Genomic DNA, 25,557 nt, shown 5'->3' on the forward strand with positions numbered 1-25,557 from the left:
GTGGTGGAGTGGGCCATCATCAGGAAGCCGACGGTCTCGAGGCCGAGTTCGCGCGCCAGGCCGAAGTGCTGGATCGAGACGTCGGCCTCGGTGCAGTGCGTGGCGATGCGGCAGATGGACGCACCGTTGTCCTGGGAGATCTTGATGTCTTCCTTGACGCCGACACCCGGCAGCATGAGGAAGGCGATCTTGGCCTGCTTGGCGGTCTCGGCGGCGGCCTTGATCAGTTCCTGCTCAGGGGTTTTCGAGAAACCGTAGTTGAACGAGGACCCACCGAGGCCGTCACCGTGGGTCACCTCGATGACCGGGACGCCCGAACCGTCCAGGGCGGCAACGATATCGCGCACCTCGGTGACGGTGAACTGGTGCCGCTTGTGATGCGAGCCGTCGCGCAGCGAGGTGTCGGTGACACGCACATCGAGTTCGCCCGAGAAGGGCTTCAGGATATTGCTCATGGTCGAATCTCCTTACACCCGAGCCGAGATGATCTGGTCGGCCAGCACGTCACCCACGCGGGTGGCGGCGGCGGTCATGATGTCGAGGTTGCCCGCGTACGGTGGCAGGAAATCGCCGGCGCCTTCGACCTCGACGAAGATCGACACCTTGGCCATGCCACCGGAGATCACCGACGGCTCGTCGAACTGTGGATCGTTGAGCAGCCGGTAGCCGGGCACGTATTCCTGGATCGACTTCTCCATCGCGAAGATGCTCTCGGCGATGGCATCGCGGTCGGCGTCTTCGGGGATGGCGCAGAAGATGGTGTCGCGCATGATCATCGGCGGCTCGGCCGGGTTCAAGATGATGATGGCCTTGCCGCGCTGCGCGCCGCCGATGGTCTCGACACCTTTGGAGGTGGTCTTGGTGAACTCGTCGATGTTGGCACGGGTTCCGGGACCGGCCGACACCGAGGACACCGATGCCACGATCTCGGCGTAGGCGACCGGCACGACCCGCGACACGGCCGCGACCATCGGGATGGTGGCCTGGCCACCACAGGTGATCATGTTGACGTTCATGGCATCGCGCAGCGAGTCCAGGTTCACCGGGGGAATCACGGCCGGGCCGACCGCGGCGGGGGTGAGGTCGACGGCGCGGATGCCCGCGGCCTCGTATTTCGGCGCGTACGCGCGGTGCACGTAGGCGGAGGTGGCCTCGAACAGCAGATCCGGCTTCTCGTCGAGGGCGAGCAGCCAGTCCGCGCCCTCGGCGGAGGTTTCCAGACCCAGCCCGCGCGCCCGCTTCAGCCCCTCCGAATCCGGGTCGATGCCGATCATCCAGCGCGGCTCGATCTTGTCCGAGCGCAGCAGTTTGTAGAGCAGATCGGTGCTGATATTGCCGGACCCCACGATCGCGGCGGTGACTTTGCTGGTCACGGTGTACTCCTTGGGAAGTCTGGTTCAGCTGAAACGCAAACGGACGGAACCGAGTCCGGTGAACTCGGCGAGGAAGTCGTCACCGGGGCGGGCGTCGATGGCGCGGGTGCAGGAACCGGGCAGCACGATGTCGCCCTTCTTCAACCGCACCCCGAAGGTCGCAACCTTGCGGGCCAGCCACGCGACCGCGATCACCGGGTCACCGAGGACGGCGTCGCTGCGACCCTCCGCGATGACCTCGCCGTTGCGGGTCAGCACGGCATCGATGGCCTTGATGTCGATGTCACCCGGGGCGACACGCTCCTTGCCGAGCACGAAACCGGCCGAGGAGGCGTTGTCGGAGATGGTGTCGGCCAGGCCGATCTTCCAGTCCTTGATGCGCGAGTCGATCAGCTCGATCGAGGGCGCGTAGGCGACGGTCGCGGCCAGCACATCGGCCTCGGTGCAGTCCTCGCCGGGCAGGTCGGCGCCGAGCACGAACCCGACCTCGACCTCCACGCGCGGCAGCAGGTACTTCGAGGTGTCGACCGGGACGTCTTCGAAGACCTCCATCTCGGCGAGCAGATGACCGTAGTCGGGCTCGTCGACGCCCATCATCTCCTGCATCGCCTTCGACGACAGCCCCACCTTGTGGCCGACGACCTTGGCACCCGCCTTCAGCCGACGCTGAATGTTGAGCAGCTGGATCTCGTAGGCGTCGACGACGTCGATATCGGGAAACCGGTCGACGAGCGGCGACACGGCGACGCGATCGTCTTCGGCGCGGGCCAGTTCGTCGGCGAGTTGAGTTCGTACCGCGTCGGGCAGCACGCGGACCTCCTAGGCAGCACGGGCGGGATGGATCACGACGTCAAAACTGTAACCGGTTTCCCGGAGCATCGTCAGCCGTTCACCTGACAATACAATGCCACCGTGCGTGATTTCTATAACACGTTCCAGTATGTGGAGCGGAAACGCCGAGCCCACTGGAACAAGTTCCAGTTTGGACTGTCAAACCGCCAAACGCTTCTATAACGTGTTGCACATGAGTGATCGGGAATACGATGTGGTGGTCGTCGGTAGCGGCGCCGCCGGGATGACGGCCGCCCTCGCCGCGGCCCACAAGGGACTGAGCGTCGTGCTGCTGGAGAAGGCCGCGCACTACGGCGGGTCGACGGCCCGATCCGGCGGCGGCGTCTGGATTCCGGGCAACAAGGCGCTGAAAGCCTCCGGCCGACCCGACGACCGCGAGGACGCGCGCACCTATCTGCACAGCATCATCGGCGACGTGGTGCCCGCGGAGAAGATCGACACCTACCTCGATCGCGGCGCCGAGGCCTTCGACTTCGTCCTCGATCACACCCCGCTGAAGATGAAGTGGGTGCCCGGCTACTCCGACTACTACCCGGAGGCTCCGGGCGGCCTGGGCCAGGGGCGTTCGTGCGAGCCGACGCCGTTCAACGGCAAGGTGCTCGGGGCGGAACTGGCCAACCTGGAACCGCCCTACGCCAAGGCGCCGCTGAACGTGGTGGTCATGCAGGCCGACTTCGTCCGGCTCAACCTGATCAAGCGTCACCCCAAGGGCATGATGCGGGCACTGCGCGTCGGCGCCCGTACCTACCTGGCCAAGTTCACCGGCAAGCACCTGCTCGGCATGGGTCAGGCGATCATCGCCGCCATGCGCAAGGGCCTGCTCGACGCGGGCGTTCCGGTGCTGCTCAACACCCCGCTCACCGATCTGGTGGTCACCGACGGCAAGGTCACCGGGGTCAAGGCCACCGTCGACGGCGAGCCGGTCACCTTCACCGCGCGCTACGGCGTGGTTCTGGGCAGCGGCGGCTTCGAGCACAACGCCGACATGCGCGCCAAGTACCAGCGGCAGCCGATAACCACTGAGTGGACAACGGGCGCCGCGGCCAACACCGGCGATGGCATCGTCGCGGGCATGGCAGCGGGAGCGACGGTCGGATTCATGGAGGACGCCTGGTGGGGTCCGACCATCTTCAAGGGCGGCAAGCCCTGGTTCGCCCTCGCCGAGCGCAATCTGCCCGGCACCATCATGGTCAACGACCGCGGCGAGCGGTTCGGCAACGAGTCGGCGCCCTATGTCGAGGCGGTGCACACCATGTACGGCGGTGAATACGGCCAGGGCGCTGGTCCGGGCGAGAACATCCCGGCCTGGCTGGTGTTCGACCAGCGCTACCGCAACCGCTACATCTTCGCCGGGCTGCAACCGGGTCAGCGCTTCCCCTCGCGCTGGCTGGAGAACGACTACATCGTCAAGGCCGACACCATCGAGGAGCTGGCCGAGCGCATCGGTGTGCCCGCCGAGAGCCTGAGCGCCACCGTCACCCGGTTCAACGGCTTCGCCGCCGCGGGCAAGGACGAGGACTTCGGTCGCGGCAACAGCCACTACGACCGCTACTACGGCGACCCCACCGTCAAGCCCAACCCGTGCCTGGCCGAGATCTCGCAGGGCCCGTTCTACGCGGCCAAGATGGTTCCCGGCGACCTCGGCACCAAGGGCGGCCTGGTCACCGACACCGCCGGTCGCGTACTGCGCGAAGACGATTCGGTGATCGAGGGCCTCTACGCCGCGGGCAACACCAGCGCCCCGGTGATGGGCCACACTTACGCGGGCCCCGGCGCGACCATCGGACCCGCGATCACCTTCGCCTACCTCGCGGTGCTCGACATCGCCGAGAAGGCCAAGGCCACCGCGTGACGCACGCACAGTTCCCGACCACGCAGGAGTAAGCACCATGCCCATCGACCTCCAGACCGCGCTCGGTGCGCCGACACCGACGCGGGAGTTCAGCTGGACGCCCACCGACGTGCAGCTCTACCACCTCGGCCTCGGCGCCGGCGCGCACCCGACGGACCCGGTCGAGCTGACCTATCTCGACGACCGCGCCCCCCAGGTACTGCCGACCTTCGCGACGGTGGCCCCGACCCTCGGCGAGACCGAGGCGCCGAAGGTGAGCTTCCCCGGTATCGAGATCGACCTGGCCAAGGTCGTGCACGGACACCAGGAAGTGGTGGTGCACAAGCCGATTCCGGCGAGCGGCAAGGCGACCAGCACCGGCCGGATCAGCGAGATCTGGGACAAGGGCGCCAACGCGGTGATCGTGCGGGAGGACACCGTGGTCGGCTCCGACGGCGAGCCGCTGTGGACGGTCCGGTCCTCGATCTTCGCCAGGGGCGAGGGTGGTTTCGGCGGCGAGCGTGGCCCGAGCGCCAAGGCCGCGCTGCCGGACCGGGCGCCCGACGCGGAACTCGTCACCCCGACCCTGCCGCAGCAGGCCCTGCTCTACCGGCTCTGCGGCGACCGCAACCCGCTGCACTCGGACCCGGAGTTCGCCAAGGGCGCCGGGTTCCCCGCGCCGATCCTGCACGGCCTGTGCACCTACGGCGTGGTCTGCAAGGCGCTCACCGACGGCCTGCTCGACGGTGACGCGAGCCGGGTCGGCGGCTTCCGGGCCAAGTTCGCCGGGGTGCTGTACCCGGGCGAAACGCTGCGGATCAAGGTCTGGCGCGAGGGCGACGAGCTGATCGGCGCCGCCACCGTGGTCGAGCGCGAGGACGCGCCGGTGCTCGGCGAGATCGCGCTGACGATCGCCTGATCCGGCGACGCCCTGGTGCCGGTCCTGCCCACGCCGGCCTCGTCACCAGGGCGTTCGCTCGCGCACCGGAGTTGTCGGTGCGCGGTGCGACCATCGGACGATGGCGCTCACACACTCGGAAAAGCAAGAGTTTCTCGCGCGACCGCATGTGGCCGCGCTGTCGGTAGCTACCCCCGATCGGGGCACGCTCACCGTTCCCATCTGGTACGCCTACACCCCTGGTGGCCGACCGTGGATCACCACCCTGCCCACGTCGGCGAAGATGCAAGCGATCACCGCGGCAGGGCGATTCGGCCTGATGGTCGACACCGTCGCGCCGGAGGTGAAGTACGTGTCGGTCGAGGGAGCGGTCGCCGATGTGCGGCCGTCGACCGCCGCGCAGATAGCCGAGATGGCCGGCCGGTATCTGAGCGGCGACGCCCTCGAGCAGTACCTGGTCTTCGCCCACGAGCAGCTGGGCGAGCACGTCACGGTCTGGCTGGAGCCCGAGCACTGGCTGGGCGCGCTGATCGGGTAGCGCGCGGCTACCCGGCGGGCGGACGCTGGGTGAGGCCGCCGACGAGCAGTGCGTAGATGAGGACGATGAGGACGGGCGCGGCCAGCGGCGCCCACACCAGTTCCACCGGGACCAGGGCGGCGGTGGCGGCGGCGATGGTGAACAGCACCGCGCCGCCGACCGACGGAATCGTCGTCGGCACCACGCCTTCGGGCGCGTGCAGCACGGCCGCGTTGAGCAGGTAGGTGGTGGCGACCAGGCCCGTCGCGGCCGCGGCGACGACCCCGACGTCGGCGAACGCGAGCGCGGCGATCACCACCAGCACCGCGGCGACGGCGGCGGGCCGCCACCACCAGCTCACGATGACCAGCGCGAGCGCGGCCACCCCGGCATACGGGTTGATCAGGGCGACGGCGGCGACCAGCAGCAGGCCGGCGAGCAGGGCGAGGAATCTGGTCATCGGCGCACCCGCACTGTTCGGCGATGGTCGGGCAGCAGGCGCATGGCCTGGTCGAGTCTGGTGTCGGCGGGCCAGGCGATGATGTCGACGCCGACGGTGCCCATGTCGCGATACATCGAGGCCCGCTCCAGCTGCCACATCTTGGCCATGGTCGGGTCGAGACCGTCCTCGAACGGGGTGCCGCGCAGCACGTCGACGGCGATCACCACGTGACCGCGTTTGCGCAGGTCGATCAGCGCGAGCGCGAACTGGGTGTCGAGCAGGGTGGAGAACGCGACCACGATCGCGCCGATCGGCACCGCGGCGTGCGGGGCCAGCGTGCCGGTGGTCTCGACGTGCTCGTCACCGACGCCGAGCACGGTATCGACGATCCGGTAGAACTGCCTGCGGCCGATATCGGGGCGCAGCCAGCGCGGCGAATCCCCCAGGCACACCACCGCGGTCCGGTCCCCGGCTTGCAGGGTGGACTGCACCACCTGCGCCGCGCCGCGCACCGACAGCTCCAGCGAGGCGGTGGCCGGGCCGGGCGCCTGCTGGGAGGTGTCGACCAGGACGACCACGTCGGCGGAGCGATTGGTAAATCGTTCGGTGACGTAGAGCCTGCCGCGGCGCGCGCTGACCGGCCAGTTCACGGTGCGCAACTGGTCGCCGGGCGCGTAGGCGCGGATGTCGGCGTATTCGACACCGGGACCGTGCTTGCGGGTCAGATGGGTGCCGATCCGGTCGGGAAGTTCGGTGCGCGGCAGGCGCATTCGATGTGGATCGGCGATCGGGTAGACATACAGCTTGGCGGCGGGCAGCTCGGCGGTGGCCACCGCGAGCCCGGCCGGGCTCAGCGCGGACACCTTGACCTGCACCGGATACCGGCCCCAGCGCGCCGCCGACAGCGCCAGCTCCAGGCCGGCCGGAGCACCGCCGGAATCGTGGGCCTCCTCGATCTCGAGTTCGAGGCCGGTCAGCGGCATCGGTGTCATCCGCAGCAGCGCGTGTCCGCTCTCGACGAAGGCCGCGGCGTTGCAGCCGACCACCTCGCCCTCGAAGCAGCGCACGGTGCCGCTGCCGTCGACCTGGATCCTGGTCGGGTTCTGCTGCCAGGGCGCGGTGGCGAGCACGCCGAGCATCGGGGCGGCGAAGACCACCAGCTGCCATTGCCCACGCAACACCGCGACGACCAGCGCCGCCGCGGCGCACCCGGCCAGGATGAACACCAGCGGGGCGGGCCGCCAGCGCAGGTCGACCTCGACCGTCCTGGATTCGTCGCGGTGCTTCATGTGCTGGTGGCGCGGGGCACCGGTAGCCGGCGCAACAGTTCGGCGATGACGTCCTCACCCCGGATGCGGCGCACCCACATCTCCGGACGCAGGGTGATGCGGTGCGCCATCGCGGGCACCGCCAGCGCCTTCACATCCTCGGGGATCACGTAATCGCGGCCCAGCAGCAGGGCCCGGGCGCGCGACATCTGCACCAGATCGAGTTCGGCGCGCGGGCTGGCGCCGACCTCGACCTGCGGGTGGCTGCGGGTGGCCGAGGCGAGCGCCACCACGTAGTTCACGACATCGGGATGCACGGTGACGAATTCGACCGACTGCCGCATCTCCATCAGCCCCTGCGCGTCGACGACCTGGCCGACCTGCGGCGGCGTCGCGCCACGCTCGAGCCTGCGCCGGATCATCTGCGTCTCGTCCTGCTCGGACAGATAGCCCAGACGCAGCTGGATCGCGAACCGATCGAGCTGGGCCTCCGGCAGCGGGTAGGTGCCCTCGTACTCGATCGGGTTGTCGGTGGCCAGCACGATGAACGGCTGTGGCAGCAGGAAGGTTTCGCCGTCGATGCTCACCTGCCCCTCGGCCATGGCCTCCAGCAGCGCCGCCTGCGTCTTGGGCGGGGTGCGGTTGATCTCGTCGGCGAGCAGAACATTCGTGAAAACCGGACCGCGACGGAAGTTGAACCGGCCCGACGACATGTCGTAGATCGTCGAGCCGAGCAGGTCGGCGGGCAGTAAATCAGGCGTGAACTGCACGCGGGTGAAATCGAGGCCGAGCGCGGCCGCGAAGGACCGCGCGATCAGCGTCTTACCGAGACCTGGCAGGTCCTCGATGAGAACATGTCCTCCGGACAGCACGGCGATCATGATGAGCTGCAACTCATCTCGCTTGCCGACCACGACTCGGCCCAGCTCACGCAGCACGGCGTCGGAGCGCTGGACGGTCACGTTCAACGGCATGGTCATCGGTGGCCTCTAACCCCTCACATCGTCTGCAATCGGCGCAGGATCTCGTCCAGCGCCTCTTTTCCCGGCGCGCGACCGGTTTGGTCGCGCAGTGCGGAATTCGCCGGGTCGACCCAGCGCCACAGTTCGGGTCCGAACTGCAGCTGCCCGGCCACCTCGGTGGCCCGCCGGTTCTTGGCGACCCGCAGGCCGGTCGACAACTCGAATTCCTTGGCCAGCAGGGGCCGCAGGTGGCGGTCCCAGTCGGCGCGGGTGCCGTCGGCGCGGGCGGTCAGCATCTCCGCGCGCGCGTGCCAGCGGCCGAGCATCTCGGCCGGGCCGTTGTCGATGTACTCGGTCAGCGGTTCCTCGCGCACCACGCGATGCCGCAGCGACCACAACAGCGTGGCCAGCGTGAGCGCCACCGGCAGAGCGACGGCGAGCAGCACGGTGTCGCGGGCCAACCGCACCAGCGCGACCTCCATCAGCAGCACCACCACGACCGCGGTGACGATGACGGCCGAACGGTTCACCGCCGCACCGGATTCCGGTGATGTCATGCTGACTCCATTCGGCAGGCTCGGGCGCCCCGCGCGGTGACGCGAGCTGCCGACTCCTGGCGCTGACCGCTCATGCCGGTACCAACCTTCGCTGCAGATCCGACAGGACGATGCGGAGAAGCTGTTCGGCGCGCATGCGCTGCCACTCGAGCATCGAGTGCGGGCTGAACCGCGCCTCCTCGAACAGCGCGACCAGCTCGCGCGCCGAAGCATCGTGCAGCACACCGCTTTCGAAAGCGCGGGCCAGCACTTCCATGGGGGTGTCGGAGGCTTGCGGGCGGGCGGCGCGGTCGCTGGACAGTCCGCGCTCCATGGCCACGTAGCAGGCGATGATCGCGGTGCGCGGGTCCTGGCCGGGCGCGTTCATCGCGGCCAGGCCCATCTCCGCGGCCCTGGTGAGCGAGTCGACCGCGCTGGGCGTGACCTCGGGCTGGACGGCGGCGGCGGGCGCGGGTTCGCGCCGGGTGGCGACCGCGACCACGACGAGCCCGAGCAGCGCCACCGCGATCAGCACCACGGCCAGCACGGCCGCGATGATGAGCGCGGTGCCGGTGAGTTCGGCGGCGCCGGTGCCCGGATCGGGGGCGGGGGCGTCGGTCGGCGTCGGGACGGGGCCGGAGCCTTCCGGCAGGGTCTCGGCGGCCGGGCGCATCGGGCGGGCGCCGGGCAGCAGGAACAGCGCGGTCACACCGCCCGCGAAGACCAACGCGATCGCGGCGAGGACGATCGGACCCAGCAGAGCCAGCCTGCGCCACCGGAAACGCGGCGCCGCTTCGCGTTCGGCTTGCGGCATCGCCAGCGGGAGGCGATGCTGACTGGCGATCACCCCGGCGACCAGGATCACCACGGATACCAGCAGCAGCACCGGCATCACCGCCACCAACAGTGGCGAGGGCGTGCTGTTCGATTCGGCGGGTCCGGCACCGGGGAGGTAACCCTGCAACGCGATCGTCGCAGCGACGAGCAGTGCGATCACGACGATCGCCCGCGGAATGGGCTGACTCACCCCGATCACAGCTGTACCACCAAACCCCAGAGCCTGCACAAAACAGCCACATAGTTACACGCCGAGTGGTTCGCTCGGGAGGAAATCGATAGTTTGGATGACCTCCCCTTTTATTGTCCCCCCGAATTCCGTGTCTTGTTACGCGGTGCGAACGATCGCCGCGTCGACCAGCGGCAACTCCCCCAGTCGGCTCGCCGTCCTGGCCAGATCGGGAACCGCCGGCACGCCCGCGGTCAGCTCGGGCGCGGGCTCGCGGGCGTGGATGGTGCAGGGCAGGTCGGCGTCGTAGAGGACATCGACAAGGTTGACCAGACGCATCGCCCAGTCCGGCGGCACCTCGCGCAGCGGCGGGACCCCACGCAGCGTCCACCGGCCGAATCGCCTGGTCAGACGGAGATAGTCGGCGGCGCTGGTCGGGGCGCCGCACAGGTGCGTGAAGTCGAAGGTGACGGCGTCCGGCGCGACCGCGAGCGCGCGCACCGTTCGGCCGTCACCCAGGTCGAGGTCCTGGCCCCGCGCCGTCGGCGCTTCGGCGTCCAGAACGTACCGGCCCGCGAGGAAACCGCTGTCCCGATGGGCGCCGATGGTGCGGTAGTCCAGCGGACCGTCGAGGGTGACGACGTCGAGGTGGGCGAGGATGCGCTCGATGGTCGGCACGAATCGGTCGTGGAACAGCGGATTCGGCAGCAGCTCGGCAGGCGGGTAGTTCGAGGTGACGACCAGGGTCCGGCGCCCGGCGAACAGGGTGTCGAGCAGCCGGGCGATGAGCATGGCGTCGCCGATGTCGTGCACGTGGAACTCGTCGAAACACACCAGGTCGGCCTCGCCGAGGAGCGCGGTGACGGCCCGTTCGATCGAACCGAGGGCGTGGGTGGTGGCGTGCAATTCGGCGAAGAAGGTGTGGAAGTGGTAGCGGCGCTTGCGCTCCGGTGCGGCGGCCGCGAAGAACCGGTCCATCACCATGGTCTTGCCCCGGCCCGGCCTGCCGTGCAGGTAGACGCCGCGGTGCCGCTTGCGTGGCCTGCCGTGCCGGTCGAGCAGCGCGACCAGCGCCGCGGCAGCCGTGACCTGCGCCGGATCGAGAACAACCGCTTCGGATGTCATGCCAACCTCCTCGTCCTCTACAGTTGTAGAGGATCGGCGAATCGGCGACCAGGGAAGGTGACGATGTCCACAGACCGGCGCGCACGGATCGTGACGGGCGCGATCGACCTCATCGCGACCAGCGGGATTCGCGCCCTCACCCATCGCGCCCTCGATGCCCGGCTGGGATTACCGCTCGGCTCCACGTCCTACTACTTCCGCACCAGGCAGACGCTGGTCGAGGCGGTCGCCGACGGGATCACCGCACGCTCGCGCGCCGACTTCGCCGCGGCGCGCGGCGGGCCCGGTCCGCGCAGCAAACCCGCAGCGGAGGCCACCTCCGCCGACCGGGAAGGGGCACCGGAGGCGGTCGCGCGCGGGGTCGCCGCCTGGCTGGATCAGCTGCTCGCCCGGCGCCGCAACGAGCTGATCGCCCGGCATGCGCTGATCGTCGAGACGCTCTCCGAACCCGAGCTCCGCGCCCGCCTGGCAGGCAGTTTGTTCTCCGTCGACCGGGCCACCGAGCTGTTCACCGCCCTCGGCTCACCCCGGCCCGGCGACACGGCCTGCGACTTCCTCGCACTACTGGAAGGTCTCGTCTTCGACCGGGTCGCCGGCGTGCGCGCCGAGGTACCGGCGGGTACGACCGACAGCATCGAGCAACTCACCCGCCCCCTGTCGATATTCCTGACCGGTGTGGCCGAATCGGCCGAGCACGCTTCCCCATCCGATCAGGCGTCTGCCCAACCGAATTCGGAATAAGGCTCCTTCGAATTCATCGCCGCGATTCCGAGAGCGGAATATTCGATCAGATCAGCGGGGAGTTCGTGCGGCGTAAACCACTGCACCGCATAGCATTTATCGGGTTCCCGATTGAAAGGCTCGCCCTGCCAGCGATCGGCGCGAAAGAACAGCCCGAGCCGCGCGTCGCGGCCGGGCGCGGTCACGTGGGCGACATGGATCAGCCGCAGCGTGGCGGGGTCGATGTCGACCCCGACCTCCTCCGCGGCTTCCCGTGCGGCGGCGGCCGTCACCGACTCTCCGATCTCCAGTTTTCCCGACGGCAGATGCCACCGGTGGTCGTACTCGTCACCGCTGCGGCGCAGGCTCAGCAGGAGCGCGCCGTCGCGGATCAGCAGCAGGTGGACGTCGACCAGGTGGCGTGGGGTCACCCGGTCGAGCCTACGAAGTGAGCACCAGCCCCGAGGTGGGAACGCCGGTGCCCGCGGTGACCAGGATGCGCTCCAGGTCCGCGACCTGGTTGACCGACGTGCCACGGATCTGGCGGACCGCCTCGGCGATGCCGTTCATGCCGTGGATGTAGGCCTCGCCCAGCTGGCCGCCGTGGGTGTTGAGCGGGAGCCTGCCGCCGACCTCGATGGCGCCGTCGGCGATGAAGTCCTTGGCCTCGCCACGTCCACAGAAACCCAGCTCCTCGAGCTGCATCAGCACGAAGGGAGTGAAGTGGTCGTAGAGGATCGCGGCCTGCATATCGGCCGCGCTCAGGCCGCTCTGGGCCCACAGCTGGTCACCGACGAGGCCCATTTCCGGCAGGCCGGTCATCGCGTCGCGGTAGTAGCTGGTCATCACGTACTGGTCGGCGCCGCTGCCCTGGGCGGCGGCCGCGATGATCGCGGGACGCTGCGGCAGGTCGCGGGCGCGCTCGGCACTAGTGACCACGATGGCCACGCCGCCGTCGGACTCCTGGCAGCAGTCGAGCAGGTGCAGCGGTTCGGCGATCCAGCGCGAATCCTGGTGCTGTTCCAACGTGATCGGCTTGCCGTAGAAGAAGGCGTTCGGGTTCACCGCGGCGTGCTTGCGATCGGCCACCGCGACCGCGCCGAAGTCGGCACTGGTCGCGCCGGTGACGTGCATGTACCGGCGCGCGACCATCGCGACCTGCGCGGCCGGGGTGCCGAGACCCTGCGGGTAGGCCCAGCCCGCGTCGATGCCCGAGGACGTCGGCGCGGCCGCCAGCGCGGGCGAGAACTGCCCGAACCTGGCGCCCGAGCGCTCGTTGAACGCGCGGTAGGCGACCACCACGTCGGCGACTCCGGTGGCCACCGCCATGGCGGCCTGCTGCACGGTCGCGCAGGCCGCGCCGCCGCCGTACCCGATGTGGCTGAAGAACTTCAGGCTCGGGATGCCGACGGCCCTGGCCACGGCGGCCTGGGTGTTGGTGTCCATCGTGAAGGTGGTCAGGCCGTCGACGTCGGCGGGCGTCAGACCCGCGTCGGCCAGCGCCGCGCTGACCGCCTCGGCGGCCAGTCGCAGCTCACTGCGGCCGGAGTCCTTCGAGAAATCGGTGGCGCCGATGCCGACGATGGCGGCATGCCCGGACAGGCCCGTCATGAGTTCTCCAGAGAGGGAAGGGCGATCACCGCGGTCGCCGTGATGTGCTCACCGAGGCTGTCGCGGCCACGCACATCGAGGGTGACCAGCGCGCCGGACACCGCGGTGACGGTGCCCGAGAGGGTCAGTGTGTCACCGGCGTACAGCGGCACCCCCAGGCGCAGCGCGATCGACTTCACCAGGGCGCTGGGCCCGGCCCAGTCGGTGACGAAGCGCTGCACCAGGCCGGTGTCGGTGAGGATGTTGACGAAGATGTCGCTGGACCCGCGCTCGACGGCCTTGTCGCGGTCGTGGTGCACGTCCTGGAAATCCCTGGTGGCCAGGGCCGTGCTGATCACGAAGGTGGGATCGGCGTGGATCACCAGCTCGGGTAGCTTGTCGCCCACCGCGACGGCGGCGGGTTCGGTCGTGGCGGTCACTGCGCGGCCTCCCAGTAGGGCAGAACTGTTCCGTCGGCTAGCTTTTCGAAGGCGACCCGGACGGGCACGCCGACGGCGACCTCGCCCGGTTCGATGCCACGCAGCTCACCGAGCATGCGCACCCCTTCGTCGAGCTCGACGAGGGCGACGACGAACGGCAGGTCGCGACCGGGCACCTTCGGCGCGTGGTGCACGACGAAGCTGAACACCGTGCCGGTTCCCGCGGCGACGACGTAGTCGGTGGTCTCGGCCTTGTCCTGCCACAGGGCGGGAATCGGCGGATGCCGCAGCGAACCGTCGGGCAGCCGCTGGATGCGCAGCTCACCGATTTCGGTACCGGCCCAGAAGAATTCGGTGTCCTTGGAGATGACCGGACCGACCCGCTCGGCGGGCGCGACCGCGATGTCGGACGCCGCGGGGGCCTCCTTGGCCGCGGGCACGAATTTCAGGATGCGGAACAGCATCTCGGTGACCACCTCGTCACCGACCGACCAGGTGGTGGTGAAGGTGAGGAACCAGCCGTCGCCGAGCCCGGTGCGCTTGGGGCCCTTGAACTCCGAGAGCCGGCTGGCGACGGTCACCTCCTCGCCCGGTCGCAGGTAGCGGTGGTAGGTCTGCTCGCAGTTGGTGCCGACGACGGAGGTGAAGCCCGCGTCGTCGAGCAGCTGCGTGGCCAGGCCGAGCGGATCGTCGGCGGTGCGCACGCCGTGCAGCCCGTTCATCGTCCACACCTGGGCCATCGCGGGCGGGGCCACGATGCCGGGGTGACCGGCGGCCTTGGCCGCGGCCTCGTCGACGTAGATCGGGTTGGTGTCGCCGATCGCCTCGACCCAGTTGTGGATCATCGGCTGGTTCACCGGGTCGCGCCCGGCCCGCGGCGCGGACTCGCCTGCCGCGGCCAGCTTCGCCAGCGCTTCGGGAATGTCTTCGGGGGTGATGCTTTCCGGCACGCCCTGCTCCTTAGTTCATCGGGGGACGCGCGGCAGTTCCAGGCCCGCGGAGGCGACCAGTTCGCGCATGATCTCGTTGACGCCGCCACCGAAGGTGACGACGAGGTTCTGCTTGGTCCGCCGGTCCAGCCAGTCGAGCAGCTCGGCGGTGCCGGGCTCGGCCGGATCGCCGTAACGGCCGACGATCTCCTCGACCACGCGGCCCGCCTCCTGCAGCGACTCGGTGGAGAAGATCTTGGTGGCCGAGGCGTCGGCGATCACGGTGTTCTGCGCTGCGGCCGGATCCGCGGCCGCGACCTGCCAGTTCAGCAACTCGTTGAGCCGCACCATGGTGCGCACCCGGCCGAGCGCGCGCCGGACCTCGGGCTCACCGAGCAGCTGATGCCGCGCCGTCCAATCGTGCAGGCGGTCGTAGAGCTGCTCGATCTTGCCCGACGGACCCAGACTGACCCGCTCGTGGTTGAGCTGGGTGGTGATCAGCCGCCAGCCCCGGTCCACCTCGCCGACCAGCATCTCCGCCGGCACCCGGACATCGTCGAAATAGGTGGCGTTGGTGTGGTGGGCGCCGTCGCAGGTGATGATCGGGGTCCAGGAGTAGCCCGGATCCTTGGTGTCGACGATCAGGATGGTGATGCCGCGGTGGCGCGATTCCACCGAACCGGTGCGGCAGGCCAGCCAGACGTAGTCGGCCTCGTGCGCGCCGGTGGTGAAGATCTTCTGCCCGTTGACGATCCAGTCGCCGTCGCTGTCGCGCACCGCGGTGGTGCGCAGCGCCGCCAGGTCGGTACCCGCTTCGGGCTCGGAGTAGCCGATCGCGAAATGGATGTCGCCGGAGAGGATTCCGGGCAGGAACTTCTTCTTCTGCGCGTCGGTGCCGTACTTCTGCAGCGTCGGGCCGACGGTCAGCAGCGTCACCAGGGGCAGCGGCACATCGGCGCGCACCGCCTCGTTGAAGAAGATCTGCTGTTCCATCGGGCCGAAGCCCTGGCCGCCGAATTCCTTCGGCCAGCCGACGCCGAGCCAGCCGTCGCGGCCCATCCGGCGCACCACCTCGCGGTAGGCGTCGCCGTGCCGGTTGATCGCCATCGCGGCGTGTTCGGCCGGCGTGACGAGATCGGCGAAATAGGAACGCAATTCCTCGCGCAACCGCCGCTGTTCGGCGGTCAGATCGATGAACATCTTGCTCCCAGAAGGTCGAGGCGCAGGCCCTCGCCACCGAGCAGACGGGCGAGATCCTTGGCCTGTGAGTAGTAGCGGTGCATCGGGTGGGTGATATCCACGCCCAGTCCACCGTGCAGGTGATGACATTTCTGCATGGCGCGCGGAACTTCGGCCGCCGCCCAGTAGGCGAGCACCTCGAGGTCCTCGTCGACGCGGTGCTGGTGTTCGGGCGACGCGTCGTCGGTGGCCAGTGCCCAGCACGCCGATTCCGCCGCCACGTGCAGCGTGCGCGAGACCACGTACAGATCGGCGATCTGCTGGGCCACGGCCTGGAACTCGGCCAGCGGCCTGCCGAACTGTTCGCGGGTGCGCACATGCTCGGCGGTCAGCGTGAGCGCGCCCTTGAGCAGCCCGTCGGCGACCGCGCCGATGGTGGCCAGCGCGTAGCGGTGCAGCCGGGGCAGCACGTCGGCGGGCAGCAGCTGATCGGCGGGGATCTCGACGTCGTCGAGCACCACCGTCGCCTCCGGGATCCCGGCCGACCCGGCGACCGGCAGGAGCTCGAGCCCCGGCGCGACCGATTCCACGAGCGCGACGCCCGCGTCGGTGGGCACCAGAATCCAGCGCGCCTGTTCGGCGTAGATCACGCCGACCTTGCGGCCGGTGATCCGCACGGTGTCACCGTCGCGGACCGCCTTGGTGATCGGCGCGGTGGTGAACGGCGCGCCCGGCTCGCTCAGCGCGGCCGTGAGCACGGTGCCCTTGCCGACCTCGGCGACCACGCGGCCGGCCAGCTCCGCCGACAGCGACGGCAGCAGCGGCAGCACGCCGAACCCGAAGGTCGGCAGCGCGGGCACCGCCACCGCGTCGGTGGCCAGCTCCATGAGCAGGGCCGATACCTCCAGCAGGCCCATGCCGTCGCCCCCGAACTGCTCGGGCACGGGGACCGCGAGCAGGCCGGAGTCGATCAGGCTCGGCCACAATTCCATATCTCGGGCCTGCTCACGTTCGAGCAGGCTCACGACCACCTCGGCTACGGCGTCGGCGCTTTCGTCGCGGGTGAAATCCACGGCGTCCTCCCTCATCGAGCTAACTGTCCGCATCGCGCGGCAGGCCGAGAATCCGTTCGGCGGCCACGGTCAACAGGATCTGCTCGGTACCGCCCGCGATGGAGAGACAGCGTGTGAGCAAGAATTCTTTCAGGGCTTCGTCTTCCAGGGAACCGTCTTGGCCAGAAAGTTCCAGGGCGTACTCCGCCAGGTCCTGCCGATGCCGGACACCGACGAGTTTGCGCACGCTGGCTTGGGCGCCTGCGTCGACGCCCGCCATCGTCGCCACCGCGATTCGCTGTTCCAGCAAAGAGCCAGCAATCGAGGCGGCGATCAGCTCCCCGAAACGGTCCTCACGCAGTTCGGTTCCCCATCCGCCGACCGGGAAACGATCCAGCAGCGCCTCCAGCGCGCCGCCGATGCCGCCGCCGCCCATGGCGACGCGTTCGGCCGACAGGGTGGTCCTGGCGATCTTCCAGCCGTTGTTCAGCGCACCGACCAGGCCGTCGTCGGGAACGAAGACCTCGTCGAGGAAGACCTCGCTGAAGCGGGCCTCCCCGGTGATCGTCACCAGCGGACGCACCTGTACGCCCGCGGCGTGCATGTCGACCAGGAAGTAGCTGATCCCACGATGCTTGGCCACGGTCTGATCGGTGCGGGCCAGGCAGATGCCCCAGTTCGCTTCCGATCCCAGCGAGGTCCACACCTTCTGGCCGCGCAGCACCCAGCCGCCGTCGACCTTCTCGGCGGTGGTGCGCAGCGCGGCGAGATCCGAGCCCGCGCCCGGTTCGCTGAACAGCTGGCACCAGGTGACCTCGCCGTGCAGGGTCGGCCAGACGAACCGCTCGATCTGCGTCTCGGTGCCGTAGCGCAGCAGCGTCGGCACCGCCCAGCCCGCGACCGCCAGATCGGGGGTCGTCAGGTCGGCGCGGCGCAGCTGCTCGGCGATCTGCAGGCAGGTCATCGGATCGGCTTCGCGCCCATACGGTTTCGGCCAGTGCGGCATCACGAAGCCGCCCTCGACCAGCGCCCGCTGCCGCTGCTCGGGCGACAGCGCGCCGATGGCGGCGATCTCGGCGGTCAGCGCGGAGTCGCCCGCCACGTCACCGAGCACGCGCTCGGCACCGGTGGTGCGGCGCTGCCCGGCCCTGGTGAGCTCGGCGACCCTGGCCCGCCAGCGCGCGGAGCCGCCGAGCAGCTGCCGCAGCGCACTGGCCCGGCGCAGGTAGAAGTGCGCGTCGTGCTCCCAGGTGAAGCCGATGCCGCCCAGCACCTGGATGGCGTCCTTGGCGGTGTCGACAGCCGCGTCGAGCGCGGTGGCCGCGGCGACGGCGGCCGCGATCGGCAGCTCGGCCCCGCCCTCGTCGATGGCCGCGGCCGCGTCGGCGGCGACGGCGCGGATCAGCTCGGTACGGCACAGCATCCAGGCGCAGATGTGCTTGATCGACTGGAAGCTGCCGATCGGCTTGCCGAACTGCTCGCGGACCTTGGCGTAGTCGACCGCCGTGCGCAGGCACCAGCCCGCGACGCCGGCCAGCTCGGCGACCGCGAGGGCGACGAACAGATCGGTGACGTCGGCCGCGGACTCGAAGCCGTGCGACTGGGCCACCGCCACGTCGGCGGCGGTGATCCGGGCCAGCGGCACCGTCTGATCGGCGTTCGCCAGCGTGGTGATCGTCACATCGGCCGCCGGGATCAGCAGCCAGCGCACGCCGTCGACGGTGTTCGCGGGTAGCAGCACCTGGGTGTCGGCGTCGGCGCCGTAGACGTGGTCCCAGGTGCCGGTGACGATCCAGCCGTCATCGGTGCGCTCCGCCTTCGCGGTGAGCTCCTCGGTGGGCACCGCGATGGCGCACGGGGCGCCGTCGGTCACCGCGCCCCTGGTGATCAGCGCGGCCAGCGCGGTGGCCAGTACCGGGCCGCCGACCAGGTCGTCGGCGGTTTGTTCCAGCAGCACGGCCAGATCGGCGACGGTGCCGCCGAGGCCGCCGTGCTGCTCGTCGAGCGCGACCTCGAAGAGGCCGAACTCGGTCAGCGCGGGCCAGTACTGGCGCCAGCTACCGGCACCGCCGGCCCGCATTGTTGCAATCGGCGCGACCGAACTCGCCCAGCCCCGCAGCGACTCCGCGGCGGCTTTATGCTCGTCAGTGGTGGCGATGGTCACAAGAAAAACCGCCCTTCCGGCGTGGCTCCCACTCCTAGAACATGTTCTAATATCCGGGCCGGGTGTAAGTCAAGAGACCTACACTTGGCCCGTGTTTTCAGGCGCTCGCAGCGAAAGGGTTTCCACGATGGACAGTCCGGCCCCCACGCCCACCGTGACGACACTGTCCGAGGACGAGCTGAGCTCCAACGCACAGCGTGAGCGTCGCAAGCGCATCCTCGACGCCACCCTGTCGCTGGCGTCCAAGGGCGGCTACGACGCGGTCCAGATGCGCGCGGTGGCCGAACGGGCCGACGTCGCCGTCGGCACCCTGTACCGGTACTTCCCGTCCAAGGTGCACCTGCTGGTCTCCGCGCTGGCCAGGGAATTCGAGCAGTTCGAGGGCAAGCGCCGCCCCCTACCCGGTGACGGCCCGTCCGAGCGCATGCACGGCCTGCTCACCCAGATCACCCGGATGATGCAGCGCGACCCGCTGCTCACCGAGGCCATGACCCGCGCCTTCATGTTCGCCGACGCCTCGGCGGCGGCCGAGGTCGATCGGGTCGGCAAGGTGATGGACCGGGTCTTCGCCCGCGCGATGAGCGACGGCGAACCCGACGAGCGTCAGCTCGCCATCGCCAGGGTCATCTCCGACGTGTGGCTGTCCAACCTCGTGGCGTGGCTCACCCGCCGCGCTTCGGCGACCGACGTCACGGAACGACTCGAGCTCACCGTCGACCTGTTGCTGGGCGATCGCGGATAGACCACAAATCACCCATGCCCGTTGACACACGTCGGCTGTGCGCCTTCCCCTGGGAAGATGCATAGCCGACGTCGCATATGCGGAACCATGCATCTACCGGGCCCGAGGGCCTCTCCGCCGGGCTCGCGGGCACCATGAGCTCGGCGAACCCGGTCCGCCTCGATGGGCGAAAGGCCCGGAATTAGCGACGCGGTCGCGAGGAACCGGGCGCCGTCGGAGCGCACAACCCGCCGCGCCGCTCGCGCGGCAAAATTGACGCAGTATTGTTTTTCGCGCCCCCTGATCAACTCCTCCGATCACTAGGTTGGATGCGTGAGCGCACAGGATCTGCCCTTGGATGTCCGCCGTGCACTGGCGTCGGTTGCGCGCGTGCCACGGCTCTTGGTTGCCTCGGACTACGACGGGACTATCGCCCCGATCGTGTCCGACCCGGCGAAAGCGTTTCCCCAACGGGAATCGGTCAGCGCGTTACGCGCGCTGGCGGGGTTGGCGAACACGACCGCCGCGGTGATTTCCGGTCGGGCCCTACGCGATCTGGCCGCGCTCTCGCGCCTGCCGGTCGAGGTGCAGCTGATCGGCAGCCACGGTTCGGAGTTCGACGTGGGCTTCGTGCACGCGATCGACAACGATGCCAAGCAACTGCTGACGGAGATCAACTCCGCGTTCACCCAGATCGCCGCCGAGAATCCCGGCGTGACCGTGGAGATGAAGCCGGCCAGCGCCGCGCTGCACGTGCGCAACGCCAGCCCCGAGATCGGCAGGCGCGCACTGAATTCCGCGCGCCAGGGTCCGGCGTGCTGGGTCGGCGTGCAGGTGACCGAGGGCAAGGCGGTGATCGAGCTCGCGGTGATCCCCACCGACAAGGGCACCGCCCTCGACACCATTCGGCATCAGGAAAGCGCCTCGGCCGCAGTCTTCTTCGGCGACGACGTCACCGACGAGAAGGCGTTCCGGGTGCTGTCGGGTCCCGATGTCGGCATCAAGGTCGGCGACGGCGAGAGCCTGGCCAAGCTGCGCGTCGACTCGACCGAGGACGTGGCGCGCGCGCTGGCGTTCCTGGTGGAGGAACGCCGGACCTGGCTGGCCGGTGCCAGCGCGCCCCGGATCGAACGGCTGAGCATGCTGGCCAGCCCCCGCTCGGTCGCGCTGCTCACCCCGGACGCGACCGTCACCTGGTTCTGCCACCCCGAGCCGGATTCCGCGGCGGTGTTCGCGCACCTGCTCGGCGGTGCGGGCGCGGGACACTTCACGGTGGCGCCGGAGCGATCCGGTCTGCCGCTGTCGCAGCGGTACGTGGACGGCACCATGACCGTCCAGACCCGGTGGGCCAGCCTGCAGGTCACCGACTACCTGCCGCACGACGTCGCCCCCGACCGCACCGACCTGACCCGGGTGATCACCGGCGACGCGAAGGCCGTCGTGACGTTCGCGCCGCGACCGGAATTCGGTCAGGTGCCGGTGCGTATCGAGGCGGTGCCCAACGGCCTGCGGGTCAGCGGCACCAACGATCCGATGGTGCTGCGCTCGCCCGGGGTGGCGTGGGAGATCAGCTCCGACGGCACCAATGAGCAGGCGCGCGCGGTCGTCGACCCGTCCGGCGCGCCGGTGATCCTCGAACTGCGCTGCGGCACCGCCGATCTGGCGCCCTCGATGACCCCCGAGCACCAGCGCAGGCAGCTGGCCGAGCAGTACTGGTCGCAGTGGGCGGCGGGGCTGCAGCTGCCCCCGCTCAAGCCGGATCTGATGAAGCGTTCCGCGTTGACCCTGCGCGGGCTCGTGCACCGCCCGTCCGGCTCGATCCTGGCCGCGGCCACCACCTCGCTGCCCGAGGACATCGGCGGCGTGCGCAACTGGGACTACCGCTACTGCTGGCTGCGCGACGCCTCGCTGACCGCGCAGGCGCTGGTGACGCTGGGCTCGCTCACCGAGGCCGAGGAATTCCTCGGCTGGGTGCATCGCGTCCTCGACACGCTGCCCGGCCCGGAGCGGTTGCACCCGCTGTACACGATCTACGGCGAGACCCTGCCGCCCGAGGCCGTCATCGACCTGCTGCCCGGCTACGCCGGTTCGCGGCCGGTGCGCGTCGGCAACGCGGCGAACATGCAGGTGCAGCTCGATGTGTTCGGGCCGATCGTCGACCTGATCACCTCGATGGCGCACGAGCGCGAACGCCAGGGCGCGGTGGAGGCGGTCAAGGCGCTGCCCGACGCCGACTGGGAACTGGTGCACGCCATGGTCTCTGCGGTGCAGCGGCGCTGGACCGAGCCCGACCACGGCATCTGGGAGATCCGCGGCAACCCGCGCCACCACGTGTACTCGAAGGTGATGGGCTGGCTCACGATCGATCGCGCGCTGACCCTGGCCGCGCGGTTCGATCGCCCGGTCGATCCCGAGTGGGCCGCGCTGCGCGACGTCATCGCCGAGGAGGTGAAGGCGAAGGGCTGGAACGAGGAGGTGCAGTCCTACACCGCCGCCTACGACGGCACCGACCTCGACGCCGCGACGCTGCACATCGGCCTGAGCGGGCTGATCGACCCGGCCGACCCGCGTTTCGCCGCCACGGTGGTCGCGACCGAGGCCGAGCTGCGCAGCGGTGCGACGGTCTACCGCTATCACCACGACGACGGCCTGCCCGGCGGCGAGGGCGGGTTCCACCTGTGCGCCGCCTGGCTGGTGGAGGCCTACCTGCTCATCGGCAGGCGCTCGGACGCCGAGGCGCTGTTCGCCCAGCTGGTCGCGGCCGCCGGGCCGACCGGCCTGCTGAGCGAGGAGTACGACCCGGTCGCCGAACGCTCCCTCGGCAACCACCCCCAGGCCTACAGCCACCTCGGCCTGCTGCGCTGCGCTCAGCTGCTCAGCCAGCCGGCCGACGTCCTGGTGTAAAAGGTCATCAGACAAGCCGGGCTCGGACTCCGAGCCCGGCTTGTCGGCGTTCTGGCCAAGCATGTACCCGGGGGGCAATTCGCGATGTCGACGACGGATTCTTCGGCGCTCTCGGTCGAACCTGAGGTGGTCAAGGCGTTCGGACGGTTGGCCTATCAGGTGGCGTCGGAATGCAAGGCTGGGTACGCATCACTGGTGACCGATATGCGCGCAACGATCGATACCTGGTCCGGGAACAACGCCGGCGTGTTCACTGCCGGATGGGAAGAGTTCCACCAGGGTGCCGACCAGGTTTGGGATGCGCTGTTCGACTTGGCCGACAAGCTCGGAGTGACCGCCGAGACCTTGCAGTCGACCGATGAGTCGAACGCCGCAGAGACCTACCAGCTGAACATCTGAACCACATCGATGCCTGATGACTACTGAACCTCCTGCATTCTCGGTTGATCTCGACCAGCTGGAACAGTTGACTGCGCGTATGCGCGGGTATCTGGCAGCAGTTGCCGATGTGCTGACAGCGCTCGACGCGAAGTCGAAAGAAGTCGACGACGTCTGGTCCGGTGAGGCCGCGGCCGCATACCGCGAAGCGCACACGGAGTGGCGCGCCGGGGTGACCGACATGCAGGAAGGATTGGAAGCGCTGGAAACAGCCGCCAAATCCGCACACCAGAGCTATACCGATGCAGGCATCGAGACTTTGAAAATTCTGGGAGTATGACACCGACCGTGTCGCGAGTGGACGTGGATCCGAAGGTCTACTACCAATCCGCAGTCAACTGCTTCGACGCTGCCGCCGCCCTCTTCGACAGCTTCACCTACATCTTCAGCGAGCTCAACGGCTACGGCATGATGGCAGGCCGTGATGAGGACGGGCGGGCGTGGGCGGCGTCCTACGACCAGTCGGCCCGCGACGCGGTTGCCTTCTACGGCCATACGTACGAGACTCTGCGGGCCTACGGCACCGCGCTCAACGATATCGGCTTCAAGCACGCCCAATCCGACGCCAATCTCAAGGGCGCCGCACAGCCCGAACGACCTGCGGACAAGGCATCAACCGCGACCTTCGGGCCCTACGCCCTCCCGGCATCGGCGGCCGGCGGCACTCCACAGGGATTGGCGCAAACCGCGATCGACGTCCTCGACGCCATCAACTGCCCGCTCCCCGACGGTAATACGGACACCCTGGCCAAAGCCGCCGACGCCTGGGACCGCCTCGGTCGGATCTACCAGAACACCAACGCCAAGGACAAGATCACTATCGCCGCCAGTCTGTTCGAGGGCGTGACCTCCACCGATGCGGCCCAGGTCCGGCAGGACCTGAAAACCATCGAGACCTCGATCGGCGAGCTCCTCACCGCGTGCATCCAGATCAGCAAGTCGTGCACCGACTACAAAGACTCCATCCAGGAACTCCGCGACGAGATCAAAGGATTCATCGAATCTATTATCGAAGAGGCCGCGATAGACGTCGCCATCACCGTCATCGCGACCTGCTTGACCGGGGTCGGCGGACTGATCGCCGGCGCTAAAGCCGTTGAATCAGCCCGTCGCTGGTCCGTTGAGAGGGACAGGATGGCCTATTCGATCGGAGTTTGGCGGCAGCCGAGAACAACCGTTTATCGCTGGGAGTCCGATTACGGGGGCGCAGTCAAACATGAGGGTTTTGTTCGTGTGTATCCGGACACCATGACTGTACGACCATGCACGCAGAACGGTACTTCGATCGGCGACCTGACCTTGGGAGTCGACGGGGGGCGAACCGGCTCAGCGCAGGGCGTCGATCCCAACCTCCTCCGGCAGATCGCACTAGCAATCCTGCGTAAGATCGGGTCGACGGGGGAACTTCCCGAGACAGCGCACAAGTACTACGGATGAGCCTCGGCTCTTCAACAGGGCGGCAGGCACCATTGACTCCGCTCGCTCGCCCGAGCCCTACAGCCAGCCACCTCGGCCTGCTGCGCTGCGCCCCGCTGCTCAGCCAGCCGGCCGACGTCCCGGTCTGACGGCGTACCGGAAAGCCGGGCTCGGACTCCGAGCCCGGCTTTTCCGTGTGGTTCGTACCGAGTACTCGTTCCTGCTAAAGTAAAACGGTAACGATTTCCATTATGATCTAGGGCACAGCACCCCGTGCCTGATCGCGCACGGCCAGGAGTACCGCGTGAACAGTCGATTCGCCCGCATGTGTGCCGGTCTCACGGCGGGAGTGGCGGCTGCGGTCGTCCTCACTGCCTGCGGGGGCGGCTCGAAGGACTCCGACGGTCTGTCGATCGTGGCCTCCACCAATGTGTGGGGCTCCATCGCGACCGCGGTCGCCGGGCCGGATGTCCGGGTCACCTCGATCATCAGCGATCCCGCCGCCGACCCGCACTCGTTCGAGACCTCGGCCACCGACACCGCCGAGATCAGCGACGCCGATCTCGTGGTGTTCAACGGCGGGCACTACGACGAGTTCATCGAGAAGGCCATCTCGGGCAAGAACAAGCGGACCGTCGAGGCGTTCGAGCAGCGGGCCGACAAGAGCGACGACAACGAGCACGTCTGGTACGACGTCACCACCGTCGCCGCGGTCGCCGACCGGATCGCCGCCCAGCTCGGCGAGGTCGACACCGCCAACGCCGCCGCCTACACCGAGCGCGCGACCGCCTTCAAGAACCAGCTGATCGGCGTCAGCACCATCACCGGCACCATCGCCACCCAGCACCCGAACGCGCCCGTCGCCCAGTCCGAGCCGCTCGCGCACTACCTGCTGCTGGCCGCGACCGCGCAGGACAAGACCCCGCACGAGTTCCAGGAAGCGATCGAGCAGGAGACCGACCCGGCGCCCGCCGCCGTGGCCGCCACCCGCGACCTGATCACCGGCAAGCAGGTCAAGGCGCTGATCTACAACACCCAGACCCAGGACAAGATCACCCAGGACCTGCGGGCCACCGCGCAGACCGCGGGCGTCGCCGTCGTCGAGGTGACCGAAACCCTGCCCGCCGGGGTGGATTACGTCCAGTGGCAGACCGCGAACGCCAAGGCGCTCGCCGCGGCGCTGCGCTGATCGCC

At 69.0% G+C, this 25,557-nt stretch carries 25 protein-coding genes and 1 pseudogene; 10 read left to right on the forward strand and 16 right to left on the reverse strand.

Translation table 11 applies throughout. The features are described 5' to 3' along the window. From ATM97_RS24650 to ATM97_RS24660, 3 genes and pseudogenes are all read right to left on the reverse strand, one after another. Window positions 1–455: pseudogene (locus tag ATM97_RS24650) on the reverse strand (4-hydroxy-2-oxovalerate aldolase); the annotation flags it as partial. A 12-nt stretch (window positions 456–467) separates the two neighbouring features. After that, window positions 468–1,373 (reverse strand): acetaldehyde dehydrogenase (acetylating), encoded by a 906-nt coding sequence (locus tag ATM97_RS24655; protein WP_218720572.1) that lies wholly within the window; start codon window positions 1,371–1,373, stop codon window positions 468–470. Window positions 1,374–1,397: 24 nt separating this feature from the next. Continuing rightward, on the reverse strand, window positions 1,398–2,183 hold the full coding sequence (locus tag ATM97_RS24660; RefSeq protein ID WP_218720573.1) for a 2-keto-4-pentenoate hydratase: 786 nt from the start codon (window positions 2,181–2,183) through the stop codon (window positions 1,398–1,400). A 214-nt stretch (window positions 2,184–2,397) separates the two neighbouring features. Between ATM97_RS24660 and kstD the strand changes: the two genes are divergently transcribed. The 3 genes from kstD to ATM97_RS24675 all read left to right on the forward strand — a co-directional run bounded on the left by kstD (window position 2,398) and on the right by ATM97_RS24675 (window position 5,492). Then, window positions 2,398–4,077: a 3-oxosteroid 1-dehydrogenase gene (gene kstD / locus ATM97_RS24665; RefSeq protein WP_218720574.1), complete on the forward strand. Its 1,680-nt coding sequence runs from the start codon at window positions 2,398–2,400 to the stop codon at window positions 4,075–4,077. Window positions 4,078–4,114: 37 nt separating this feature from the next. Beyond that, a complete protein-coding gene (locus ATM97_RS24670) occupies window positions 4,115–4,975 on the forward strand; it encodes a MaoC/PaaZ C-terminal domain-containing protein (RefSeq protein ID WP_218720575.1) in 861 nt (286 codons plus the stop codon). A 100-nt stretch (window positions 4,976–5,075) separates the two neighbouring features. Then, entirely contained in the window at window positions 5,076–5,492 is a 417-nt protein-coding gene (locus ATM97_RS24675; protein WP_218720576.1) for a pyridoxamine 5'-phosphate oxidase family protein, read from the forward strand. 7 nt (window positions 5,493–5,499) lie between these two features. On the opposite strand, the gene ATM97_RS24680 is transcribed toward ATM97_RS24675, so the two are convergent. From ATM97_RS24680 to zapE, 6 genes are all read right to left on the reverse strand, one after another. Continuing rightward, window positions 5,500–5,931 carry a hypothetical protein gene (locus tag ATM97_RS24680; RefSeq protein WP_218720577.1) on the reverse strand — a complete coding sequence of 144 codons (432 nt, stop codon included), beginning with the start codon at window positions 5,929–5,931 and terminating at the stop codon, window positions 5,500–5,502. After that, window positions 5,928–7,202, reverse strand: coding sequence for a DUF58 domain-containing protein (locus ATM97_RS24685; protein ID WP_218720578.1), 1,275 nt, complete (start codon window positions 7,200–7,202; stop codon window positions 5,928–5,930). Before ATM97_RS24685 ends, ATM97_RS24680 begins: the two co-directional genes overlap by 4 nt. Beyond that, on the reverse strand, window positions 7,199–8,161 hold the full coding sequence (locus ATM97_RS24690) for a MoxR family ATPase (protein WP_218720579.1): 963 nt from the start codon (window positions 8,159–8,161) through the stop codon (window positions 7,199–7,201). Before ATM97_RS24690 ends, ATM97_RS24685 begins: the two co-directional genes overlap by 4 nt. Before the next feature lie 17 nt (window positions 8,162–8,178). Next, a complete protein-coding gene (locus tag ATM97_RS24695) occupies window positions 8,179–8,700 on the reverse strand; it encodes a hypothetical protein (RefSeq protein ID WP_218720580.1) in 522 nt (173 codons plus the stop codon). Window positions 8,701–8,770: 70 nt separating this feature from the next. Next, window positions 8,771–9,706, reverse strand: coding sequence for a DUF4129 domain-containing protein (locus tag ATM97_RS24700; protein WP_308248606.1), 936 nt, complete (start codon window positions 9,704–9,706; stop codon window positions 8,771–8,773). A gap of 138 nt (window positions 9,707–9,844) precedes the next feature. Continuing rightward, window positions 9,845–10,810 carry a cell division protein ZapE gene (gene zapE, locus ATM97_RS24705; protein ID WP_218720582.1) on the reverse strand — a complete coding sequence of 322 codons (966 nt, stop codon included), beginning with the start codon at window positions 10,808–10,810 and terminating at the stop codon, window positions 9,845–9,847. 63 nt (window positions 10,811–10,873) lie between these two features. On the opposite strand from zapE, the gene ATM97_RS24710 reads away from it, so the two are divergent. Beyond that, window positions 10,874–11,551, forward strand: a complete 678-nt coding sequence (locus ATM97_RS24710; protein WP_218720583.1) for a TetR/AcrR family transcriptional regulator — start codon at window positions 10,874–10,876, stop codon at window positions 11,549–11,551. On the opposite strand, the gene ATM97_RS24715 is transcribed toward ATM97_RS24710, so the two are convergent. The 7 genes from ATM97_RS24715 to ATM97_RS24745 are packed head-to-tail and all read right to left on the reverse strand — an operon-like array spanning window position 11,521 to window position 18,884. Then, window positions 11,521–11,961, reverse strand: coding sequence for an NUDIX domain-containing protein (locus tag ATM97_RS24715; protein ID WP_218720584.1), 441 nt, complete (start codon window positions 11,959–11,961; stop codon window positions 11,521–11,523). The two genes, ATM97_RS24710 and ATM97_RS24715, sit on opposite strands and share 31 nt — an antisense overlap. Window positions 11,962–11,971: 10 nt before the next feature. Continuing rightward, window positions 11,972–13,141: a lipid-transfer protein gene (locus ATM97_RS24720; RefSeq protein WP_218720585.1), complete on the reverse strand. Its 1,170-nt coding sequence runs from the start codon at window positions 13,139–13,141 to the stop codon at window positions 11,972–11,974. After that, entirely contained in the window at window positions 13,138–13,560 is a 423-nt protein-coding gene (locus ATM97_RS24725; RefSeq protein ID WP_218720586.1) for a MaoC family dehydratase, read from the reverse strand. The genes ATM97_RS24720 and ATM97_RS24725 overlap by 4 nt, the downstream gene beginning before the upstream one ends. After that, on the reverse strand, window positions 13,557–14,510 hold the full coding sequence (locus ATM97_RS24730; RefSeq protein WP_218720587.1) for a bifunctional MaoC family dehydratase N-terminal/OB-fold nucleic acid binding domain-containing protein: 954 nt from the start codon (window positions 14,508–14,510) through the stop codon (window positions 13,557–13,559). Before ATM97_RS24730 ends, ATM97_RS24725 begins: the two co-directional genes overlap by 4 nt. Before the next feature lie 15 nt (window positions 14,511–14,525). Beyond that, window positions 14,526–15,689, reverse strand: coding sequence for an acyl-CoA dehydrogenase family protein (locus ATM97_RS24735; protein WP_218720588.1), 1,164 nt, complete (start codon window positions 15,687–15,689; stop codon window positions 14,526–14,528). Then, on the reverse strand, window positions 15,674–16,756 hold the full coding sequence (locus tag ATM97_RS24740) for an acyl-CoA dehydrogenase family protein (RefSeq protein WP_218720589.1): 1,083 nt from the start codon (window positions 16,754–16,756) through the stop codon (window positions 15,674–15,676). The genes ATM97_RS24735 and ATM97_RS24740 overlap by 16 nt, the downstream gene beginning before the upstream one ends. 4 nt (window positions 16,757–16,760) lie before the next feature. Continuing rightward, window positions 16,761–18,884: an acyl-CoA dehydrogenase gene (locus ATM97_RS24745; RefSeq protein WP_218720590.1), complete on the reverse strand. Its 2,124-nt coding sequence runs from the start codon at window positions 18,882–18,884 to the stop codon at window positions 16,761–16,763. A gap of 127 nt (window positions 18,885–19,011) precedes the next feature. Between ATM97_RS24745 and kstR the strand changes: the two genes are divergently transcribed. From kstR to ATM97_RS24775, 6 genes are all read left to right on the forward strand, one after another. Next, window positions 19,012–19,626, forward strand: a complete 615-nt coding sequence (kstR, locus tag ATM97_RS24750) for a cholesterol catabolism transcriptional regulator KstR (protein WP_218720591.1) — start codon at window positions 19,012–19,014, stop codon at window positions 19,624–19,626. A 312-nt stretch (window positions 19,627–19,938) separates the two neighbouring features. Next, entirely contained in the window at window positions 19,939–22,509 is a 2,571-nt protein-coding gene (gene otsB, locus ATM97_RS24755) for a trehalose-phosphatase (RefSeq protein WP_218720592.1), read from the forward strand. A gap of 84 nt (window positions 22,510–22,593) precedes the next feature. Beyond that, window positions 22,594–22,908, forward strand: coding sequence for a WXG100 family type VII secretion target (locus ATM97_RS24760; RefSeq protein ID WP_218720593.1), 315 nt, complete (start codon window positions 22,594–22,596; stop codon window positions 22,906–22,908). Window positions 22,909–22,924: 16 nt separating this feature from the next. After that, window positions 22,925–23,227, forward strand: coding sequence for a WXG100 family type VII secretion target (locus ATM97_RS24765; RefSeq protein ID WP_218720594.1), 303 nt, complete (start codon window positions 22,925–22,927; stop codon window positions 23,225–23,227). 17 nt (window positions 23,228–23,244) lie between these two features. Continuing rightward, window positions 23,245–24,384 carry a hypothetical protein gene (locus tag ATM97_RS24770; protein ID WP_218720595.1) on the forward strand — a complete coding sequence of 380 codons (1,140 nt, stop codon included), beginning with the start codon at window positions 23,245–23,247 and terminating at the stop codon, window positions 24,382–24,384. Window positions 24,385–24,688: 304 nt separating this feature from the next. After that, window positions 24,689–25,552, forward strand: a complete 864-nt coding sequence (locus ATM97_RS24775) for a metal ABC transporter solute-binding protein, Zn/Mn family (RefSeq protein WP_218720638.1) — start codon at window positions 24,689–24,691, stop codon at window positions 25,550–25,552. Window positions 25,553–25,557: the final 5 nt, after the last annotated feature.

This window comes from Nocardia sp. MH4, from assembly GCF_019266065.1.
In the GTDB taxonomy this organism is placed as follows: domain Bacteria; phylum Actinomycetota; class Actinomycetes; order Mycobacteriales; family Mycobacteriaceae; genus Nocardia; species Nocardia canadensis.

What these genes read in the sequence shown, in the direction of transcription:
- kstD (WP_218720574.1), top strand. Translation starts at nt 2,398, where the DNA reads ATGAGTGATCGGGAATACGATGTGGTGGTCGTCGGTAGCGGCGCCGCC.
- ATM97_RS24670 (WP_218720575.1), top strand. Translation starts at nt 4,115, where the DNA reads ATGCCCATCGACCTCCAGACCGCGCTCGGTGCGCCGACACCGACGCGG.
- ATM97_RS24675 (WP_218720576.1), top strand. Translation starts at nt 5,076, where the DNA reads ATGGCGCTCACACACTCGGAAAAGCAAGAGTTTCTCGCGCGACCGCAT.
- ATM97_RS24680 (WP_218720577.1), bottom strand. Translation starts at nt 5,931, where the DNA reads ATGACCAGATTCCTCGCCCTGCTCGCCGGCCTGCTGCTGGTCGCCGCC.
- ATM97_RS24685 (WP_218720578.1), bottom strand. Translation starts at nt 7,202, where the DNA reads ATGAAGCACCGCGACGAATCCAGGACGGTCGAGGTCGACCTGCGCTGG.
- ATM97_RS24690 (WP_218720579.1), bottom strand. Translation starts at nt 8,161, where the DNA reads ATGACCATGCCGTTGAACGTGACCGTCCAGCGCTCCGACGCCGTGCTG.
- ATM97_RS24695 (WP_218720580.1), bottom strand. Translation starts at nt 8,700, where the DNA reads ATGACATCACCGGAATCCGGTGCGGCGGTGAACCGTTCGGCCGTCATC.
- zapE (WP_218720582.1), bottom strand. Translation starts at nt 10,810, where the DNA reads ATGACATCCGAAGCGGTTGTTCTCGATCCGGCGCAGGTCACGGCTGCC.
- ATM97_RS24710 (WP_218720583.1), top strand. Translation starts at nt 10,874, where the DNA reads ATGTCCACAGACCGGCGCGCACGGATCGTGACGGGCGCGATCGACCTC.
- ATM97_RS24720 (WP_218720585.1), bottom strand. Translation starts at nt 13,141, where the DNA reads ATGACGGGCCTGTCCGGGCATGCCGCCATCGTCGGCATCGGCGCCACC.
- ATM97_RS24735 (WP_218720588.1), bottom strand. Translation starts at nt 15,689, where the DNA reads ATGTTCATCGATCTGACCGCCGAACAGCGGCGGTTGCGCGAGGAATTG.
- ATM97_RS24740 (WP_218720589.1), bottom strand. Translation starts at nt 16,756, where the DNA reads ATGAGGGAGGACGCCGTGGATTTCACCCGCGACGAAAGCGCCGACGCC.
- kstR (WP_218720591.1), top strand. Translation starts at nt 19,012, where the DNA reads ATGGACAGTCCGGCCCCCACGCCCACCGTGACGACACTGTCCGAGGAC.
- ATM97_RS24760 (WP_218720593.1), top strand. Translation starts at nt 22,594, where the DNA reads ATGTCGACGACGGATTCTTCGGCGCTCTCGGTCGAACCTGAGGTGGTC.
- ATM97_RS24765 (WP_218720594.1), top strand. Translation starts at nt 22,925, where the DNA reads ATGACTACTGAACCTCCTGCATTCTCGGTTGATCTCGACCAGCTGGAA.
- ATM97_RS24775 (WP_218720638.1), top strand. Translation starts at nt 24,689, where the DNA reads ATGTGTGCCGGTCTCACGGCGGGAGTGGCGGCTGCGGTCGTCCTCACT.